19 protein-coding genes are annotated in these 17,537 nt (G+C 71.4%); 9 read left to right on the top strand and 10 right to left on the bottom strand.

What is annotated here, in order from left to right; all coding sequences use genetic code 11:
• Positions 1–35: 35 nt before the first annotated feature.
• From ABKA17_RS28945 to rsmI, 3 genes are all read right to left on the bottom strand, one after another.
• Positions 36–926, bottom strand: coding sequence for a TatD family hydrolase (locus tag ABKA17_RS28945; RefSeq protein WP_353695204.1), 891 nt, complete (start codon positions 924–926; stop codon positions 36–38).
• 57 nt (positions 927–983) lie between these two features.
• Positions 984–1,394, bottom strand: a complete 411-nt coding sequence (locus ABKA17_RS28940) for a hypothetical protein (RefSeq protein WP_353695203.1) — start codon at positions 1,392–1,394, stop codon at positions 984–986.
• Positions 1,395–1,641: 247 nt separating this feature from the next.
• Positions 1,642–2,490 carry a 16S rRNA (cytidine(1402)-2'-O)-methyltransferase gene (rsmI, locus tag ABKA17_RS28935; RefSeq protein ID WP_353695202.1) on the bottom strand — a complete coding sequence of 283 codons (849 nt, stop codon included), beginning with the start codon at positions 2,488–2,490 and terminating at the stop codon, positions 1,642–1,644.
• Positions 2,491–2,552: 62 nt separating this feature from the next.
• Between rsmI and ABKA17_RS28930 the strand changes: the two genes are divergently transcribed.
• The 3 genes from ABKA17_RS28930 (at position 2,553) to ABKA17_RS28920 (ending at position 7,811) form a co-directional block, all read left to right on the top strand.
• Positions 2,553–4,304 carry a dolichyl-phosphate-mannose--protein mannosyltransferase gene (locus ABKA17_RS28930; protein ID WP_353695201.1) on the top strand — a complete coding sequence of 584 codons (1,752 nt, stop codon included), beginning with the start codon at positions 2,553–2,555 and terminating at the stop codon, positions 4,302–4,304.
• 106 nt (positions 4,305–4,410) lie between these two features.
• Complete coding sequence (locus ABKA17_RS28925) at positions 4,411–6,039, top strand: penicillin-binding transpeptidase domain-containing protein (protein WP_353695200.1); 1,629 nt, start codon at positions 4,411–4,413, stop codon at positions 6,037–6,039.
• A gap of 98 nt (positions 6,040–6,137) precedes the next feature.
• Positions 6,138–7,811, top strand: a complete 1,674-nt coding sequence (locus ABKA17_RS28920; protein WP_353695199.1) for a penicillin-binding transpeptidase domain-containing protein — start codon at positions 6,138–6,140, stop codon at positions 7,809–7,811.
• 21 nt (positions 7,812–7,832) lie between these two features.
• Here the strand turns inward: ABKA17_RS28920 and ABKA17_RS28915 are convergent, their stop codons facing one another.
• Entirely contained in the window at positions 7,833–8,177 is a 345-nt protein-coding gene (locus ABKA17_RS28915; RefSeq protein WP_353695198.1) for an SsgA family sporulation/cell division regulator, read from the bottom strand.
• A gap of 168 nt (positions 8,178–8,345) precedes the next feature.
• Here ABKA17_RS28915 and ABKA17_RS28910 point away from each other — a divergent pair, with 168 nt between their 5' ends.
• The 6 genes from ABKA17_RS28910 (at position 8,346) to ABKA17_RS28885 (ending at position 13,147) form a co-directional block, all read left to right on the top strand.
• Positions 8,346–9,404 (top strand): energy-coupling factor ABC transporter permease, encoded by a 1,059-nt coding sequence (locus ABKA17_RS28910; protein ID WP_353695197.1) that lies wholly within the window; start codon positions 8,346–8,348, stop codon positions 9,402–9,404.
• Between the two features lies 1 nt (position 9,405).
• Positions 9,406–10,167, top strand: coding sequence for a cobalt ECF transporter T component CbiQ (cbiQ, locus tag ABKA17_RS28905; RefSeq protein WP_353695196.1), 762 nt, complete (start codon positions 9,406–9,408; stop codon positions 10,165–10,167).
• Complete coding sequence (locus tag ABKA17_RS28900) at positions 10,155–10,922, top strand: energy-coupling factor ABC transporter ATP-binding protein (protein WP_353695195.1); 768 nt, start codon at positions 10,155–10,157, stop codon at positions 10,920–10,922. The genes cbiQ and ABKA17_RS28900 overlap by 13 nt, the downstream gene beginning before the upstream one ends.
• 10 nt (positions 10,923–10,932) lie before the next feature.
• A complete protein-coding gene (locus ABKA17_RS28895; RefSeq protein ID WP_353695194.1) occupies positions 10,933–11,397 on the top strand; it encodes a MarR family winged helix-turn-helix transcriptional regulator in 465 nt (154 codons plus the stop codon).
• 104 nt (positions 11,398–11,501) lie between these two features.
• Entirely contained in the window at positions 11,502–11,948 is a 447-nt protein-coding gene (locus ABKA17_RS28890; RefSeq protein ID WP_353695193.1) for an organic hydroperoxide resistance protein, read from the top strand.
• Positions 11,949–11,983: 35 nt separating this feature from the next.
• A complete protein-coding gene (locus ABKA17_RS28885) occupies positions 11,984–13,147 on the top strand; it encodes a serine hydrolase domain-containing protein (RefSeq protein ID WP_353695192.1) in 1,164 nt (387 codons plus the stop codon).
• 24 nt (positions 13,148–13,171) lie between these two features.
• Here ABKA17_RS28885 and ABKA17_RS28880 read toward each other — a convergent pair whose 3' ends face one another.
• The 6 genes from ABKA17_RS28880 to ABKA17_RS28855 form a co-directional block, all read right to left on the bottom strand.
• Positions 13,172–13,447 carry a DUF1876 domain-containing protein gene (locus ABKA17_RS28880; protein WP_353695191.1) on the bottom strand — a complete coding sequence of 92 codons (276 nt, stop codon included), beginning with the start codon at positions 13,445–13,447 and terminating at the stop codon, positions 13,172–13,174.
• A gap of 54 nt (positions 13,448–13,501) precedes the next feature.
• Positions 13,502–14,965, bottom strand: coding sequence for a toll/interleukin-1 receptor domain-containing protein (locus tag ABKA17_RS28875; protein ID WP_353695190.1), 1,464 nt, complete (start codon positions 14,963–14,965; stop codon positions 13,502–13,504).
• 57 nt (positions 14,966–15,022) lie between these two features.
• Complete coding sequence (locus tag ABKA17_RS28870) at positions 15,023–15,868, bottom strand: EamA family transporter (RefSeq protein WP_353695189.1); 846 nt, start codon at positions 15,866–15,868, stop codon at positions 15,023–15,025.
• The gene (locus ABKA17_RS28865; protein WP_353695188.1) at positions 15,865–16,359 is read right to left on the bottom strand and encodes a YbaK/EbsC family protein; all 495 of its coding nucleotides are present in this window, start codon (positions 16,357–16,359) and stop codon (positions 15,865–15,867) included. Before ABKA17_RS28865 ends, ABKA17_RS28870 begins: the two co-directional genes overlap by 4 nt.
• A gap of 96 nt (positions 16,360–16,455) precedes the next feature.
• Positions 16,456–17,031 (bottom strand): isochorismatase family protein, encoded by a 576-nt coding sequence (locus ABKA17_RS28860; RefSeq protein WP_353695187.1) that lies wholly within the window; start codon positions 17,029–17,031, stop codon positions 16,456–16,458.
• A 10-nt stretch (positions 17,032–17,041) separates the two neighbouring features.
• Positions 17,042–17,440, bottom strand: a complete 399-nt coding sequence (locus ABKA17_RS28855) for a hypothetical protein (RefSeq protein ID WP_353695186.1) — start codon at positions 17,438–17,440, stop codon at positions 17,042–17,044.
• Positions 17,441–17,537 lie beyond the last annotated feature (97 nt).

Raw genomic sequence — 17,537 nt, 5'->3', positions numbered from 1 at the left:
ACTCTCCAAAGCGGCTCAACTACTCAGAGTGGTGTTCAGTAGCCGAACGCGCGTGCCGTGTTGGCGGCGAGCGCCGTGGCCAGCGCGTCCTCGTCGATGCCCCGCACCGCGGCCATCGCGCGCACCGTGACCGGAACGAGATAGGGCGCGTTGGGCCGTCCGCGGTACGGCGCCGGTGTAAGGAAGGGCGCGTCGGTCTCCACCAGGAGCAGCTCCAGGGGGGCCACGGCGACCGCGTCCCGCAGGTTCTGGGCGTTCTTGAAGGTGACGTTGCCGGCGAAGGACATGAAGTATCCGGCGCCGGCGCAGATCTCCGCCATCTCGGCGTCGCCGGAGTAGCAGTGGAAGACGGTGCGCTCGGGGGCGCCCTCCTCCTTCAGCACGCGCAGGACGTCGGCGTGGGCGTCGCGGTCGTGGATGACGAGGGCCTTGCCGTGCCGCTTGGCGATCTCGATGTGGGCGCGGAAGGAGTGCTCCTGCGCCTCCTTGCCCTCGGGCCCGGTGCGGAAGTAGTCGAGGCCGGTCTCGCCGACGCCCTTGACCTGCGGGAGCGCGGCCAGGCGGTCGATCTCCGCGAGCGCCTCGTCGAGCGCCTGCGCGCCCCCCGGCTGCCGCGCGCCCTGCCGGGACCAGCCGTCGGGGTCGCCGTGGACGATGCGCGGCGCCTCGTTGGGATGCAGGGCGACGGTCGCGTGGACGGCGTCGTACAGTGCCGCCGTCTGCGCGGCCCACCGCGAGCCCCGGATGTCGCAGCCCACCTGCACCACCGTGGTCACGCCCACCGACGCGGCCTTCGCGAGGGCCTCCTCGACCGTGCCGGACTGCATGTCGAGGTGGGTGTGGGAGTCGGCGACGGGCACCCGGAGGGGTTCCGGGAGCGGCGGCGCGGCGTTCTTCTCACGCGCGCTGGAACTGGTGGAGGGCATGCCCCGATCCTACGAAAGGGGCATGCCCTCTCCCCGGGGGGAGGCGGGGTCCAGGGCTCAGCTCGCCTTGCGGTGGTGGAACGGGTGCAGGAGATCGGACAGGTGCCAGTGGTGGCGCTCCCTGTCCTGCGCGGGCACCTCGGGTGCCTCGACCGGTCCGGCCTGCGGGGCGCGGCGCTGCTGCCGGTGCACCGCGTCGAGCACCGACGAGACCTGGCCCGGCCGCATGATCCGTACGACGTGTGCGTCGCAGTTGTGGCAGGTGGGCCGGCTCAGCGGCGAGGGCACGACCTGGCCGTCCGCGACGTAGATGACGAAGTCGTGGCCGTCGGCGTCGGTGTGGTGCTCGATCTCGTACGACTGTTCCCAGCCGTGCCCGCAGCGCATGCAGGCGAAGGAATACGACTCGTGGACGACGGCGGTGGCGCCGCTGCGCAGTGCGGCGGTCTGCCCTGCGATCTCGCTCATGCCAGCTCCTCTGGTCCGCTGGACACCGGGACGGGTGCGTCCCTTCAACCAGTGGACGCCTCCGCCGGAGCGAATGCATCAGCCCTGTCGAGTGTTGGAACCGTCTTGGACTTTCCTTGCCGAAACGGCCCGTGCGGCGGGGGCTGCGCTTTGCCTTCGCCCCTCGTCCTTTGCCTGCCCGTGGGGCGCACGCTCAAAAGACATGCGCCCTGCTCAGAGGGGGTGTGCCCTCTCTCACACAGACCCTTCACGCACCGGCGTTCTTGGCCGCCACGACGGCGTCGAAAACCTCCCGCTTGGGCAGCCCGGCCTCCGTCGCGACCGCCGCGATGGCCTCCTTGCGTCGCTCGCCCGCCTCCTCGCGCACCCGCACCCTGCGCACCAGTTCGGCGGGGTCGAGCTCCCCGGGCCCCTTCTCCGGCGCCCCCTCGACGACGACGGTGATCTCACCCCGTACGCCCTCGGCGGCCCACGCGGCCAGCTCCTCGAGCGGACCCCGCTTGACCTCCTCGTACGTCTTGGTCAGCTCGCGGCAGACGGCGGCCCGCCGCTCGGCGCCGAAGACCTCGGACATCGCGGCAAGGGTGTCGTCGAGGCGGTGCGGGGCCTCGAAGTACACGAGGGTGCGCCGCTCCTCGGCGACCTCGCGCAGCCGGGTCAGCCGCTCGCCCGCCTTGCGCGGCAGGAAACCCTCGAAGCAGAACCGGTCGACGGGCAGCCCGGACAGCGCGAGGGCCGTCAGGACGGCGGACGGGCCGGGGACGGCGGTGACCTTGATGTCCTTCTCCACCGCGGCCGCGACGAGGCGGTAGCCGGGGTCGGACACGGACGGCATGCCGGCGTCGGTGACGAGCAGCACGCGCGCGCCGCCGACGAGTTCCTCCACCAGCTCCGGCGTCCGGGCGGCCTCGTTGCCCTCGAAGTACGACACCACCCGCCCCTTGGGCGTCACGCCGAGCGCCTGGGTCAGGCGCCGCAGCCGCCGGGTGTCCTCGGCGGCGACCACGTCGGCGCCGGCCAGTTCCTCGGCGAGCCGGGGCGGGGCGTCCGCGGTGTCGCCGATGGGGGTGCCTGCCAGTACAAGGGTTCCTGTCACTTTTCCATCCTCGCAGGACCCATCCACGGGACTCCCACAGACGTGTTCCCTACGATGGCGCGGTGACCAGTACAGCGTCGTCCATGGACTCCACGGACACCCGGCAGGCCCAGGCCCCGCAAGACCAGCGGCCGTCGTGGCAGCAGCGGCTGCGCCGGTTCGGCTACACGGCCGGACCGAGAAGCGACGTACGCGACCGGCTCGTGCCGCCGTACGCGCAGCCCGACCCGCGGATGTGGGCGGCGCTCGGACTGCCGAAGGCGCTGGTCGGACGGATCACGCGCTGGTCGGGCTGGGGCGGCCCGCTGCTCGTCACGCTCTTCGCCGGGGTGATCCGGTTCTGGAACCTGGGCAGCCCCAAGGCGGTGATATTCGACGAGACGTACTACGCCAAGGACGCGTGGGCGCTCGTCCACCGCGGCTTCGAGGTCAACTGGGACAAGAACGCCAACGACCTGATCCTGGACATCGGCAGCAAGGTGTCGATCCCGACGGACGCCGCGTACGTCGTGCATCCGCCGGTCGGCAAGTACGTCATCGGGCTGGGCGAGCTGATGTTCGGGTTCACCCCGTTCGGCTGGCGGTTCATGACGGCGCTGCTCGGCACGCTGTCGGTCCTGATGCTGTGCCGTATCGGCCGCCGGATCTTCCGCTCGACGTTTCTGGGCTGTCTGGCCGGCGCGCTGATGGCGGTGGACGGGCTGGCCTTCGTGATGGCCCGCACCTCGCTGCTCGACGGTGTGCTGATGTTCTTCGTGCTGGCCGCGTTCGGCGCTCTGGTCGTCGACCGCGACCGGGCGCGGGAGAAACTCGCGGCCGCGCTGCCGGCCGACGCCGACGGCCGGGTCCGCCCCGACGCGCACACCGCGGAGACGACCCGCTTCGGCCGGCGTCCCTGGCGCTGGACGGCCGGTCTGATGCTGGGTCTGGCCATCGGCACCAAGTGGAACGGCCTGTACATCCTGGCCGCGTTCTGTGTGATGACGGTCCTGTGGGACGTCGGCTCCCGCAAGGTCGCGGGCGCCCGCCACCCGTACACCGCGGTCCTCAAGCACGACGTCGGCCTCACCTTCCTGGCGACGGTGCCGGTCGCGATCGCCACCTACCTCGTCTCGTGGATCGGCTGGATCCTCTCCCCCACGGACGGCACCGGCGGCTACTACCGCAACTGGGCGGCGACGGACGGCAAGAACAGCGACTGGTCCTGGCTGTTCCCCGACTGGTGGCGCAGCCTGTGGCACTACGAGCACCAGGTCTACGAGTTCCATGTCGGCCTGCACTCCCCGCACACGTACCAGTCCAACCCGTGGAGCTGGATCGTCGACGGCCGCCCGGTCTCGTTCTTCTACGAGTCCCCCACCCCCGGCAACGACGGCTGTCCCGTCGACGCGGGCGAGAAGTGCGCCCGCGAGGTCCTCGCCATCGGCACCCCGCTGCTGTGGTGGGCCGCCGCCTTCGCGATCGCCTACGTCCTGTGGCGCTGGTTCTTCCGCCGCGACTGGCGCGCGGGCGCGATCGCCTGCGGCATCGCGGCCGGCTACCTCCCCTGGTTCATGTACCAGGAGCGCACGATCTTCTTCTTCTACGCCGTCGTCTTCCTCCCCTTCCTGTGCCTGGCCGTGGCGATGATGCTCGGCGCGATCATCGGACCGCCGAACTCCAGCGACACCCGGCGGGTGGCGGGGGCCACGGGGGCGGGCGTGCTGGTGCTGCTGATCTCCTGGAACTTCATCTACTTCTGGCCTCTGTACACCGGCACCGCCATCCCGATCGACGACTGGCGTTCACGTATGTGGCTGGATACCTGGGTCTGACCCATGGGCTGATCTCTCTTCGGCCAACAAAAGGAAACAGCTCTCACAGATATCCCTCACGCCACTTACAGTTCACGGGACTGAGAACGGGGAGGGGATCAGTGCCATGGGCAAGGGGGTCAAGGCCGCCGTCATAGGCAGTGTGTTCGCCGTGATGGTGGGTGGGGCCGGATACGGCGCGTTCAACATCGTGTCCGCGCTGAACGACGACGGGGGATCCGGCGGGTCCGAGGTGAAGTCGGGGCCGCCGAGCGGGGACGAGGTCGAGGAGACCTCGGAGAAGTTCTTCACGGCGTGGGAGAAGGGGGCGGCGGACTCCGCGGCCCAGCTCACGAACAACAACGCCGCGGCCCGGACGCTGCTGACCGAGTACGCCGAGGACGCGCACATCACGGACGTGAGGATCACGCCGGGGGCCGCGCGGAAGACGACCGTGCCGTTCGCCGTACGGGCGAAGGTGGCCTACAAGGGGAAGTCCAAGCCCCTGAAGTACCAGAGCAGTCTGACCGTCGTGCGCGGCCTCACCACGGGCAAGGCGCTGGTCGACTGGAAGCCGGCCGTGGTCCATCCCGAGCTGAGGACGGACCAGGACAGCCTCGTCCTCGGCGGGTCGTCGGCCCCGCCCATCGAGGCGCTGGACCGGAACGGCAAGGTGCTGACGAAGGGCAGGTACCCCTCGCTGGGACCGATCCTGGACGCCCTGCGCGAGAAGTACGGCAAGCAGGCGGGCGGCACTCCCGGGGTCGAGCTCTTCGTCCGGCACAGCGGCGACGGCAGCCCCGACACCCCGCTGCTGACCCTCTCCGAGGGCAAGGCCGGCGAGTTGCAGACGACGATCAGCGCGAGCGCGCAGGCGGCGGCCGAGACGGCGGTGAAGAGGTACGCCGAGTCGTCGGTGGTGGCGGTCAAGCCGACCACCGGTGAGGTGCTGGCGGTCGCCAACAACCGCAAGGACGGCTGGAACGCGGCCTTCGAGGGCGCGGCACCGCCCGGCTCCACGATGAAGATCGTCACCTCGGCGATGCTCATCGACAACGGCGTGACCTCGATGAACGGCCCGGCACCCTGCCCCGATGACGCGATGTGGCAGGGGCAGACCTTCAAGAACCTGAAGAACATGGCGCCCAACGAGAACGCCACCCTCGCCAACAGCTTCATGCGGTCCTGCAACACGGCCTTCATCAAGCTGATCGACGAGAAGCCGCTCACCGACGAGTCGCTGACCGCGGAGGCGCAGACCAGGTTCGGGCTGGGCCGGGACAACTGGAAGACCGGGATCACCTCGGTCGACGGCAGCGTGCCCGCGGAGAGCGGCCCGGACCGCGCCGCCAACGCCATCGGCCAGGGCAAGGTCACCATGAACCCGCTGAACATGGCGTCCGTGACGGCCACCGCCATCACCGGCACCTTCCGCCAGCCCTACCTGGTCTCGCCGAAGCTCGACAACCGCGAGCTGGCCACCGCCCAGGGGCTGCGGTCGAGCACGGCCTCCCAGCTGAAGCAGATGATGCGGCTGACGGCCACCCAGGGCACGGCGGCGCCGGTCATGCAGGGGCTGCGCGGGGACATCGGGGCGAAGACCGGGTCCGCCGAGGTGGACGGAGTGGAGACCTCCAACAGCTGGTTCACGGGCTTCCGCGATGATGTGGCGGCGGCCGCCATGAGTGAGAACGGCGGCCACGGCGTCGACGCGGCGGGCCCGATCGTGAAGGCCGTACTGGCGGCGGGTGGCTGAACTCACCCGCCGAGGACGGGACTCCGGGGTGGTCGCCGTCGTTGAGGTGATGGACGAGGGCGACACAGACCCTGGGATCGCGCGGAGGACCGAGGACAGTGGGCAAGAGAAGGCGCGTCGCCGAGCGACGGAAGACGAATCGCCCCGCCGTGATCGGCGGGATGATCGCCGTGGTCGTCGGCGGCGCGGGCTTCGCCGGCTACGTGCTGTACGGCGGCGGGGCGGCGGCCGATGACCGGACGTCCGCCGTCGCCGACCAGAAGCCGAAGGTCAAGACGGGCCCGCTGTCCGCGAAAGAGGTCAACACCGCGGCGCAGACCTTCCTCACGTCCTGGCAGGCGGGCAAGGTCACCGAGGCCGCGGCCGTCACCGACGACACCGAGGCGGCCGCGAAGCTGCTCACCGGCTACACCAAGGACGCTCACCTCAAGGACGTCACCCTCACCCCGGACGCCCGCACCGGCGACAAGGTGCCCTTCTCCGTGAAGGCGACGGTGTCGTACAAGGGCACCAGCAAGCCGCTGACGTACGACAGTTCGCTGACCGTCGTGCGCGACAAGGCGACCGGGAAGCCGCGGGTCGAATGGCACTCCGCCGTCGTCCACCCCGACCTCGAGGACGGCGACACGCTGGTCACCGGCGAGTCCGGCACCCCGCCGATCAAGGCGCTGGACCGGGACGGCGGCGAGATCACCGAGAAGAAGTACCCCTCACTGGGCTCGGTGCTGGACGGGCTGCGCGAGAAGTACGGCAAGAAGGCCGGCGGCAAGGCGGGCGTCGAGCTCCAGGTGGTGCGCGGCAAGGAGGCCAAGAAGGACAAGCTGTCCGACAAGACGCTCCTTGAGCTGAGCAAGGGCACGCCGGGCACGGTGAAGACGACGCTCAGCCCGACCATGCAGGCGGCGGCGGAGGCCCAGGTCGCCAAGAAGGCACAGTCGTCGGTCGTGGTGCTGCGGCCGTCGACCGGGGAGATCCTGGCCGCCGCGAACGCCTCGCACGGCTTCAACGTCGCCTTCCAGGGCTCGCTCGCGCCGGGTTCGACGATGAAGGCCGTCACCTCGTCGCTGCTGATCGAGAAGGGGCTCGCGTCGGCGGACAAGGCGCATCCGTGCCCGAAGTACTTCACGTACGGCGGCTGGAAGTTCCAGAACGACGACAAGTTCCAGATCAAGGGCGGCACCTTCAAGGCGAGCTTCGCCCGCTCCTGCAACACCGCCTTCATCAGCCAGGCGCCCGAGCTGGACAACGACTCGCTGACCAAGCAGGCCCAGCAGGTCTTCGGGCTGTCCATGAACAACTGGGCGGTCGGCGTGCCCACCTTCGACGGCTCGGTCCCGGTGCAGTCGCAGGCCCAGATGGCGGCCTCGCTGATCGGTCAGGGCGGGGTGCGGATGAACCCGCTGAACATGGCGTCGGTGTCGGCGACGATCGAGTCGGGCGTCTTCAGGCAGCCGTACCTGGTCTCACCGGACGTGGACGGGCGGACGCTGGCGAAGGCCTCGCGCACGATGTCGTCGGGCACCCTGTCGCAGCTGCGCGAGTTGATGTCGTACACGGCGGCCTACGGCACCGCGGCCGAGGCGATGCAGGGTGTCTACGGCAATGTCGGCGCCAAGACCGGCTCGGCGGAGGTCGACGGGCAGAAGAAGCCCAACGGCTGGTTCACGGCGTACCGGGGCGACCTGGCCGCGGCCGGGGTGGTCCAGGCGGGCGGGCACGGCGGTGACACGGCGGGGCCGATCGTGGCGGCGCTGCTGAAGCTGGGCGGCTGAAGCCGGGCGGTTGACCGCCGGCTAACTCCCCACCGGGGTGGCCATGTAGGTCCGCCGCAGGAACCTGAGCAGCGCCTTGGTCTCGAACTGGACCACCGAGACGCCCTGCGCGGAGTGGAACTCGAGGACGGCCTGGACCCGGCCGCAGGGCCACACGCGGACCTCGCCGCTGCCGACGGGTGCCCGCAGGCCCTGTTCGAGCAGGGCGCGGGAGAAGGTCCACTCGTGGGTGCCGGGCAGGTCGACCCGTACCGACCGGGGGTCGGCGTCGGGGTCGTAGCGCAGGACCACGGGGATCGCCTCGTCCTCCGCGATGTCCGCGTCCGAAACGATGTGGGCTCGCGCGTACTGTTCGACTACAGACATCGTGACGGCCCTCTCACGCTGCGTGACCTGTGTGGAAGCTGTGCGTCCACTCTGACTCCAGCGTCGCACATTTCCGGGATTCCGCCGCCGGGGCCGCAGGGCCTGCACCTTGCAGTTCACATCCCTCCTCTCTTGCAAAAGGTTCGCATTAAGCCACATCATCAATGCGTGCATGTGCCTGACGGATTCATCGATGCCCCCACTTCCGCCGCCGCCGGCGTGGTCGCCGCCGCGGCCGTCGCGGTGTCCCTGCGCGGCGCCCGCCGTGAGCTCGACGAGCGCACCGCGCCGCTGGCCGGCCTGGTGGCCGCGTTCATCTTCGCCGTGCAGATGCTGAACTTCCCCGTCGCGGCGGGGACCAGCGGGCATCTGCTCGGCGGCGCGCTCGCGGCGATACTCGTCGGCCCCTACACAGGGGTCCTCTGTGTCTCCGTCGTCCTGCTGATGCAGGGCATCCTCTTCGCGGACGGCGGTCTGACCGCGCTCGGCGTGAACATCACGGTCATGGGCTGTGTGACGACGGTCGTGGCCTACGCCGTCTTCCGCGGCCTGGTCAAGGTGCTGCCGCGCACCCGCCGGTCCGTCACCGCCGCCTCCTTCGTGGCCGCCGTACTGTCCGTACCGGCCGCGGCCCTCGCCTTCACCCTCATCTACTGGATCGGCGGCACCACCGACGTCCCCATCGGCAAGGTCGCGACCGCCATGGTCGGCGTGCATGTGCTGATCGGCATCGGCGAGGCCGCGATCACCGCCCTGACCGTCGGCGCCGTGATCGCCGTACGCCCGGACCTGGTGTACGGGGCGCGCGGGCTCCAGCAGAAGCTCAAGCTGCGGGTGAACGGCGAACTGGTCGACGTGCCGGCCGCCGAGGGGGCGCGCACGGCGCCCGTCGCGGCGCGCACCTCCCGGCGCACGCTGTGGCTCTCCGGCCTGGCCACCTCCCTGGTCCTCGCCGGCGTCGTCAGCTTCTACGCCTCCGCCAACCCCGACGGCCTGGAGAAGGTCGCCGCGGACAAGGGCATCGACGCCAAGGTCGAGGACCACGCGGCCGCGGATTCGCCGCTCGCCGACTACGGCGTGAAGGACGTCGACAACGCCCGCCTGTCCGGGGGGCTGGCGGGCGTCATCGGCGTCGGTGTGACGATCGTCGCGGGCACCGGCGTCTTCTGGGCGGTGCGCAGGCGTCGTACGTCCGAGCCGGTCACCCCGGTGAGCACGAGCGTCTGACGTGGGTTCCGGGCACGCGCACAAGCTCTACCGGCACGGGCACTCGCCCGTGCACGGCCTGCCGCCGCACACCAAGCTCGCCGCCGTCTTCGCCTTCGTGGTGGTCGTCGTCTCGACACCGCGCGAGGCGATGTGGGCCTTCGGGCTGTACGCCGTGCTGCTGGGCGTCGTCGCGTACGTCGCGCGCGTGCCCGCCGCCTTCGTGCTGAAGCGGCTGCTGATCGAGGTGCCGTTCGTGGCGTTCGCGGTACTGCTGCCGTTCGTCGCGGAGGGCGAGCAGGTCGAGGTGCTGGGCCTGTCCCTGAGCGTCAGCGGGCTGTGGGGCGCCTGGAACGTGCTCGCCAAGGGCACCCTCGGCGTCGCCGCCTCCGTCCTGCTGGCCTCCACCACCGAGCTGCGCGAACTCCTGCTGGGCCTGCAACGGTTGAAGCTCCCGCCGCTCCTTGTCCAGATCGCGTCCTTCATGATCCGCTACGGCGACGTCATCACGGACGAGATGCGGCGCATGCGGATCGCGCGGGAGTCACGCGGGTTCGAGGCGTCCGGCGTGCGCCACTGGGGCGTCCTCGCGAAGTCGGCGGGCGCCCTCTTCATCCGCTCCTACGAACGCGGCGAGCGGGTGCATCTGGCCATGGTGAGTCGTGGGTACGCCGGTTCGATGCCGGTCATCGACGAGGTGACCGCGTCCCGTGCGCAGTGGACGTACGCGTTCGCGCTCCCCGTCGCCGCTCTTGTCGTATGTCTGCTGGGATGGACGCTGTGACCGCATCTCTGGAGGTCTCCGGCCTCGCCTACGCCTACCCCGACGGCCATCAGGCCCTGTTCGGCGTGGACTTCTCCGTCGCGCGCGGCGAACGCGTCGCGCTGCTCGGCCCGAACGGCGCCGGCAAGACGACCCTCGTGCTCCACCTCAACGGCATCCTGTCCGGCGGCACCGGCACCGTGACGGTCGCCGGACTGCCCGTCGGCAAGCAGCACATGGCCGAGATCCGGCGCAAGGTCGGCATCGTCTTCCAGGACCCGGACGACCAGTTGTTCATGCCGACGGTCCGCGAGGACGTGGCGTTCGGGCCGGCCGCGGCGGGCGTGAAGGGCGCGGAACTGGAGGCGCGCGTCGATCGTGCGCTGGCTCAGGTCGGCATGGGCGACTTCAAGGACCGGCCGCCGCACCACCTCTCCTTCGGACAGCGGCGCCGGGTGGCGGTCGCGACGGTGCTGGCCATGGAGCCGGAGATCCTCGTCCTGGACGAGCCGTCCTCCAACCTCGACCCCGCCTCCCGCCGCGAACTCGCCGACATCCTGCGCTCCCTGGACGTGACGGTCCTGATGGTCACGCACGACCTGCCGTACGCCCTGGAGCTGTGCCCGCGCGCCCTGATCCTCAGCGAGGGCGTCATCGCCGCCGACGGCAGGACGGCCGAGCTGCTCTCCGACGACGACCTGATGCGCGCCCACCGCCTGGAGCTGCCCTACGGCTTCGACCCGCGTTCGGTGTCCGGCGCGTCCGGGCGTCCGTGACAATGGGCGCGTGACGAACCACGACGAGGACGCCGGGTCGCTGCTGCTGGACGACCAGCTGTGCTTCGCGCTGTACGCCGCCCAGCGCGCCGTGACGGCCGCCTACCGTCCGGTGCTGGACGAACTCGGCCTCACCTACCCCCAGTACCTCGTCCTCCTCGTCCTGTGGGAACGCGGCGAGACCACGGTGAAGAACCTCGCGGAGGCCCTGCGCCTCGACTACGGCACCATGTCGCCGTTGCTCAAGCGCCTGGAGAGCGCCGGGGTGGTACGCCGAGAACGCGCCCCCCACGACGAACGCTCGGTACTGATCGCCTGCACACCACACGGAGAGCAACTCAGGGAGCGCGCGGCACGCGTCCCGAGCGCCCTCCTGACCGCGACGGGGCTCGCCACCACGGAGGTCACGAGGTTGCGCGAGGAGTTGTGGCAACTCGCGGACAGGGCGCACAAGGCGGCCGAGCGCCCGCACTGACCTCCCGTTACCCACGGTTGCCACCCCCGGTAGTCCAAGCATCACCTACCGGCCGGTACCTTGTGCACGATGTATTCGCGCGCACTTGTCCTGGGGGGCCAGCCATGAGTGACAGCACCGTCGTCGACACTCGTCCGACAAAGATCATGTACGTCGCCGAGGCGACCGCGCATGGTGGTCGGGACGGTTATGTCACCAGTCAGGACGGGCAGATCGAGCTGAAGGTCGCGATGCCGCCGGCGCTGGGGGGCGACGGGAACGGGACCAATCCGGAGCAGTTGTTCGCGGCCGGGTACAGCTCCTGTTTCCACAACGCGCTGATTCTCGTCGGCAGGCGCGAGGGCTACGACCTGTCCGGCTCCACCGTCGCCGCGAAGGTCGGCATCGGCCCCAACTCGTCGCGCGGCTACGGCCTCGCGGTCGCCCTGAGCATCTCCCTCCCCGTCCTCGACGCCGACCTCGCGGCCAAGCTGGTGGACGCCGCGCACCAGGTCTGCCCGTACTCGAACGCGACCCGCGGGAACATCGACGTGACGATCCTGCTTGGGTGAGAGAGGTACCCGAGCACAGCAGGAGGAGTACGGACGTGGATGTGAACGGCACGGTCGCCGCGGGCTTCGAGCCGGTCAGGGACGCGTTCGTCAGGAACTTCGAGGTGCTCGGGGACCGGGGCGCGGCCGTCGCCGTGTACCGGGACGGGCGCAAGGTCGTCGACCTGTGGGCGGGGACCAGGAACGTCGACGACACCGTCGGCACCGCCCCCTGGCAGCACGGCACCGCCCAGATCGTCCGCTCGGCGACCAAGGGCGTCGCCGCCGCCGTACCCCTGATGCTCGCCCAGCGCGGGCTGCTGGACCTGGACGCGCCGGTGGCCGCGTACTGGCCGGAGTTCAAGGCGTACGGCAAGGAGCGGGTGCTGGTCAGGCAGGTGCTGAACCACCGGGCCGGGCTGCCGGTCCTGGACACCCCCCTCAGCCCCGAGGAGGCCCTCGATCCGCTGCGGGGCCCCGAGGCCGTCGCCGCGCAGGCGCCCGTCTGGGAGCCCGGCACGGACCACGGGTACCACGCGCTGACGTACGGCTGGCTGCTCGACGGGCTGGTGCGGCGGGTGACGGGGCGCGGCACCGGGGAGTGGATCGCGGCGGAGATCGCCGGGCCGCTTGGCGCGGAGCTGTGGCTGGGGCTGCCGGAGTCGGAGGCGTACCGGACCGGTCGGGTCGGCCGTGTCGAGGCCCCCGAGCCCCCGAACGCCCTGCATGCCCGCCCCAAGCGCGCGGTGACCGAGGCCTACACCGACCCCGGCTCCCTCACCAACCGTGCCTTCGGCGCGATCACCCCCTTCCCCGACCAGAACGACCCGGCGTACCGCGCGAGCGCCCTGCCCGCGACGAACGGCATCGCGACCGCGGACGGGCTGGCCCGGGTCTACGCGGCGCTGATCGGTGAGGTCGACGGCGTGCGGCTGTTCACGCCGGCCACCGTCGAGGCCGCCCGCGCGGAGGAGTCCGCCGGGCCCGACCGGGTGCTGGTGATCAACACCCGGTTCGGCCTCGGCTACATGCTGCACGGCAGCGCCTCGCCGTTCCTCGGCCCCGGCTCCTTCGGCCACCCGGGCCGCGGCGGCGCCCTCGGCTTCGCCGACCCCGAGTCGGGCATCGCGTTCGGCTATGTCACCAACGGCCTGCGCAAGACGGTGACGGCGGACCCGCGGGCCCAGGCGCTGGTGCGGGCGGTGCGCGCGGCGCTCTAGGAGCGGCGCTCCAGGACCGGCCCCTCAGACGTGGATCGGGTGCGACGTGCGCCCCGACGCCTCGTCGATCTCCCCGTGGGCCTTGGTCAGCAAGCTCATCGCGAGCTCGTTGAGGGCGCGGGCGCCCGCGATCTCCTCGCCCACCCTCGGCTGGTTGGAGTCGGTGTGGTGGCGACTGGCCTGGCCGTGGGCCCGTACCTCGGAACCGTCGGGCAGGCGCACCATGGCGACCGCCCTGGTGTGTTCGGTGTCCTCCTGGAACTCCAGCTCGACGTGCCATCCCACAGCGGTGTGCATCATCACGATCACCTCCGGAAGACCTGCTTCCAGGGTGCTCCTCGGGCGAGGCCGCGACTAGTCGGGCTCGGCGTACTCCTCGGGCCGCGGGGCGGGCGCGGTCGGCTTGGTCCGGGGCGGCAGGCTCATCCGCGCGACCCGCAGGAGCAGGTCGTCCCGGAACCCGGTGACCTGTCGAGCCAGCTCACGGCGCTGGCGCCGCTGGTAGCGGTACGCGGTCTCCAGCGTGCCCAGCGCCAGCGCCCCGCCGATCAGCGCCACCACCCCCAGCACCACATACCGGCGGACCGTCCCCTCCCCCGCCCCGGCGTAGGCCAGCCCCGACGCCACGAGCAGCGCGGCCGTCAGCGCCAGCCACAGGGCGTACCCGGCGAACAGCCACGGATGGTCCCCGCTCAGCCACTCCCGGCGCGTCCGCCCGGCCTCGTTCTCCACCCGGTCCACCGCGTCGGCGATGTCGTCGAGCTCCCAGGCCGCTTTCTCGCGCTGTTCGAGGGAGAGCGGGGCCGTCATCCGGTCCAGGCGCAGGTGCAGCCGGGCGACCGCGCGGCGCAGTTCGGCCCGGGAGAAGCGGACGGGCAGCTGGTGCGGCCAGCGGGCCCACAGGTCGTCGTCCCGGCGCTTGAGGCGGAGGTGGGTGACGGCCGCGCGGGCGACGGCGACACCCAGGACCAGCAGCAGCGGCAGGGCCACCGCCATGCCCTGGTCGCCGCGCAGCGCCCCGTACCCGCCGAGCAGGACGATCCCCAGTCCGATCGGCCAGGTGTGCCGGATGTAGGTCCGGTGCCGGACCGCGTGCAGCTCCCGCTCCAGATCGTCCACGGACCGCCGTACGAGACGCACGGCGGCGACCGCGACGAACGGCGCGCACAGCAGCAGGGTGGACATCAGGGCCGCGCTCAGCGTGTACGGCAGGACCTCCGTCCCCGCCCAGCTGTCGTCCTGGGGCAGGGCGGGCACACCGGCCAGGACCGCGCAGGCGAGCGCCGCGGTGAGGACGCCGAGCCACCGCCCGGGCCGCCGTCGGCGCTCGGGCGGTGCCGGGACGGGCCGCCAGTCCGGGCGCACCTTGTCCTCGAGTACGGCGAGCAGTTCCGCGAGGTCCGCGGCCCAGTGGGTGCGGCGCAGCGGCTGACCGTTGCGGCCTACGAGTTCGCGGATCGAGGGCGGCAGTTCGGCGGGCCGGGGTGCCGTGACGCCGTCCAGGAAGACCGGGATGATCACCTTGCCGCCGGCCAGGGCCTGTTCGATCTCCCGGCGGACCCAGTCCTCCGCGTCGTCGAGCCGGCGCGCCCCGGCCACGTCCCGTACGTCGGCCCAGCCGGGGTGGATCACGGCGAGCAGCACGTCGCAGTCGTCCACCCGCGCCCGCAGCGTGTCGGAGAACCGCTGCCCCGGCACGATGGACGGCCGGTCCAGGAACACCTGGCCGCCGCCGAAGTTCCGGTCGAGTGTCGTGTAGAGGTGTTCCACCGTCTCGTTGTGGTCGCCTCTGCGGTAGTTGATGAATACGCCGCCCATGGGGCCGTTGCTACCAGAGAAAGGGCCGCGCACGTGCGCGGTTCACCCGTACGGGTGCTACCCGGCGTGCAGCATCAGCCCGATCCCGACGACCAGCAGCCCCGCCGCGGCGATCCTCGGCATCCCGAACCGCTCCTTGAAGAACACCGCACCGATCGCCGCGCCCACGATGATGCTCGACTCGCGCAGGGCGGCGATGGGCGCCAGTTCCGCCTTGGTCTGGGCCCACAGCACGAGCCCGTACGCGGCGACGGAGAGGGCCGCGCCCAGCAGTCCCACGGCCGCGAACGGCCGGAGCGTGGGCACCAGTCGCCCCCGCCAGCGGTGGGCGGCGTACGCCGGGAGCACCACGCCCTGCACCGCCATCAGCCAGGCGATGTACCCGAGGGAGGAGCCGGAGGCGCGGACGCCGAGCCCGTCGACGACGGTGTACGCCGCTATGGTCACCCCGGTCGCCAGCGCCGCCCCGATCGCCGCCCAGTCGGGGCGCCGGCCGCGCAGTCCCCACAGGGCGACCCCGGTGAGCCCGGCGCAGGACACCGCGATGCCGGCCGCCGCCCAGCCGTCCGGGACCTCGTGGGCGAACAGGGCGGCGAGCACGGTGACCACGAGGGGCGCGGAGCCGCGCGCGATCGGGTACGCCTGCCCGAAGTCCCCGAGCCGGAAGGACTTCATCAGCAGGGCGTAGTACGCGATGTGGATGCACGCCGAGGTGAGCAGATACGGCCAGGCCCCCGCCGCCGGGAACGCCGTGAACGGCACCATCGCCAGCCCGATCAGCATCCCGCCGCCCGCGATCAGCGTGAACCCGACCAGCTTGTCGGTGATCTTGTGCGCGATGGCGTTCCAGCTGGCGTGGGTGACGGCGGCGAGCAGGACGGCGGCGGTGACCAGCGGGGTCACGCGGTCTGCTCCCGGACGTCCACCAGGGTGCCGCCCGCGTGCGCGATCAGCGTCTTGGGCTCCATGGGGAACACGGTGTGCGGGGTGCCGGCCGCCGCCCACACGAGGTCGTGGTCGAGCAGCGACCGGTCGGCCAGCACCCGGGTCCTGGTCCGGTGCCCGAAGGGGGGCACGCCTCCGATGGCGTACCCCGTCGTCTCGCGTACGACCTCCGCCTTGGCCCGGGTCACCTTCGCGGCGCCGAGTTCCTGCCGGACCCGCTCCACGTCCACCCGGGAGGCCCCGTCCATGAGGACCAGCACCGGCACCCCGTCCGCCGCGAAGATCAGCGACTTGCAGATCTGGCTCAGCTCGCAGCCGATCGCCGCGGCCGCCTCGGCGGCGGTGCGGGTGGCGTCCGGGAAGCGGCGGATCTCGGTGTGCAGTTCCCCGAGGCCGAGGGCGTCGAGGGCTTCGGCGAAGAGGGGGTGGGCTCCGGAGTCTGTCGTCATGCACGGCACGCTAGCGGTCGGTGTAGAGGGCAAGCGACCGAGTTCCCGCGGCCGCCCCTGCCGACTCCACCGCTCACCCCAGCCCGCCGCCCCGGATCACGTCCCGTCCGCCGCGGTGGGCCCCTCGAACGTGACCGCCTTCGCCTCCGACACCCCCGCCGTGCGCCCCGGCGCCGCCTGGTACTGCCAGTAGAGGTTGGTGTGCGAGATGACCTGGTCCGGCGACGGGGCACCCCAGGCGCTCTTGTCGCCGGTGGTGTGGCCGTCGGCGACGAGGGTCACGTCGTAGCCCCGGACGAACGCCCCGTGGATCGTGGACCGGATGCAGGCGTCGCTCTCCGCACCGGCGACGACGAGGCGTCCGACCCCGGCGCCGGCGAGGACCTCCTCCAGGTCGGTGCCCTCGAAGGAGTCGCCGTAGCTCTTGTGGACCAGCGGCTCGGAGTCGTGGCGGGGCAGCTCCTCGACGTACTCCCAGGGCTCGCTGCCCTTCGGCATGTCCTCGTCGGAGTGCTGGACCCAGACGACCGGTATCTCCTCGGCGCGGGCCCGCTCGACGAGGGCGGCGATCGTGGCGACGACCTCGTCGCGCCGGTGGGCTTCGGCGACGACGCCCTTCTGGACGTCGATGACGAGCAGTGCCGTACGCGATCGTGCAGACAGTGTGGTCATGGCGTACACGCTAGCCGCGGGCACTGACAACGGCCTCGGTCCGGCCGCGGCGGCCCCCGACGATGCCGCCCAGCGCGCCCAGGGAGACCAGGCCCATGGAGGCGGCGCCGATGATGCCCTTGGCGCCGTCCATCGTGAGGTACATGGCGACGGCGGCGGCCGCGTTGAACAGGAAGAGGAACCACAGGGTGCCGGGGCGGGACAGAAACGCCTTGATCCTGGGCTTCCTCGCGATGGTCGAGCCGCAGATCAGCGCGACGACACCGCCGGCCGCGGTGGCCACGTCCTTCCCGGTCCCGTCGAGGACGGCTTCGGCACCGCCCGCGGTCAGGGCGAGGCCGCCCACGAAGAAGGACCAGAGCAGCAGGTCGGCGACGAACTTACGGACGGCGGCGAGGGGAGACGTCATGAGAGCTTCCTTGCAGGTGGAGGGCGGTTTCTCGAACTGCCTCCACCCTCCCGTCCCGCGCTTTTCGCCACGAGGGAGCGCACTGCCGAAGCCGTGG

Origin of the sequence: Streptomyces sp. RG80, from assembly GCF_040446465.1 — a bacterium.
Taxonomy (GTDB): Bacteria; Actinomycetota; Actinomycetes; order Streptomycetales; family Streptomycetaceae; genus Streptomyces.
This window is presented reverse-complemented; position numbering and strand designations above follow the sequence as displayed.

Excerpts from the sequence above, each read along its gene's own strand:
- ABKA17_RS28945 (WP_353695204.1), bottom strand. The coding sequence starts at position 926 with ATGCCCTCCACCAGTTCCAGCGCGCGTGAGAAGAACGCCGCGCCGCCG.
- ABKA17_RS28940 (WP_353695203.1), bottom strand. The coding sequence starts at position 1,394 with ATGAGCGAGATCGCAGGGCAGACCGCCGCACTGCGCAGCGGCGCCACC.
- ABKA17_RS28925 (WP_353695200.1), top strand. The coding sequence starts at position 4,411 with ATGGGCAAGGGGGTCAAGGCCGCCGTCATAGGCAGTGTGTTCGCCGTG.
- ABKA17_RS28915 (WP_353695198.1), bottom strand. The coding sequence starts at position 8,177 with ATGTCTGTAGTCGAACAGTACGCGCGAGCCCACATCGTTTCGGACGCG.
- ABKA17_RS28900 (WP_353695195.1), top strand. The coding sequence starts at position 10,155 with ATGGACGCTGTGACCGCATCTCTGGAGGTCTCCGGCCTCGCCTACGCC.
- ABKA17_RS28890 (WP_353695193.1), top strand. The coding sequence starts at position 11,502 with ATGAGTGACAGCACCGTCGTCGACACTCGTCCGACAAAGATCATGTAC.
- ABKA17_RS28880 (WP_353695191.1), bottom strand. The coding sequence starts at position 13,447 with ATGATGCACACCGCTGTGGGATGGCACGTCGAGCTGGAGTTCCAGGAG.
- ABKA17_RS28875 (WP_353695190.1), bottom strand. The coding sequence starts at position 14,965 with ATGGGCGGCGTATTCATCAACTACCGCAGAGGCGACCACAACGAGACG.
- ABKA17_RS28865 (WP_353695188.1), bottom strand. The coding sequence starts at position 16,359 with ATGACGACAGACTCCGGAGCCCACCCCCTCTTCGCCGAAGCCCTCGAC.
- ABKA17_RS28860 (WP_353695187.1), bottom strand. The coding sequence starts at position 17,031 with ATGACCACACTGTCTGCACGATCGCGTACGGCACTGCTCGTCATCGAC.
- ABKA17_RS28855 (WP_353695186.1), bottom strand. The coding sequence starts at position 17,440 with ATGACGTCTCCCCTCGCCGCCGTCCGTAAGTTCGTCGCCGACCTGCTG.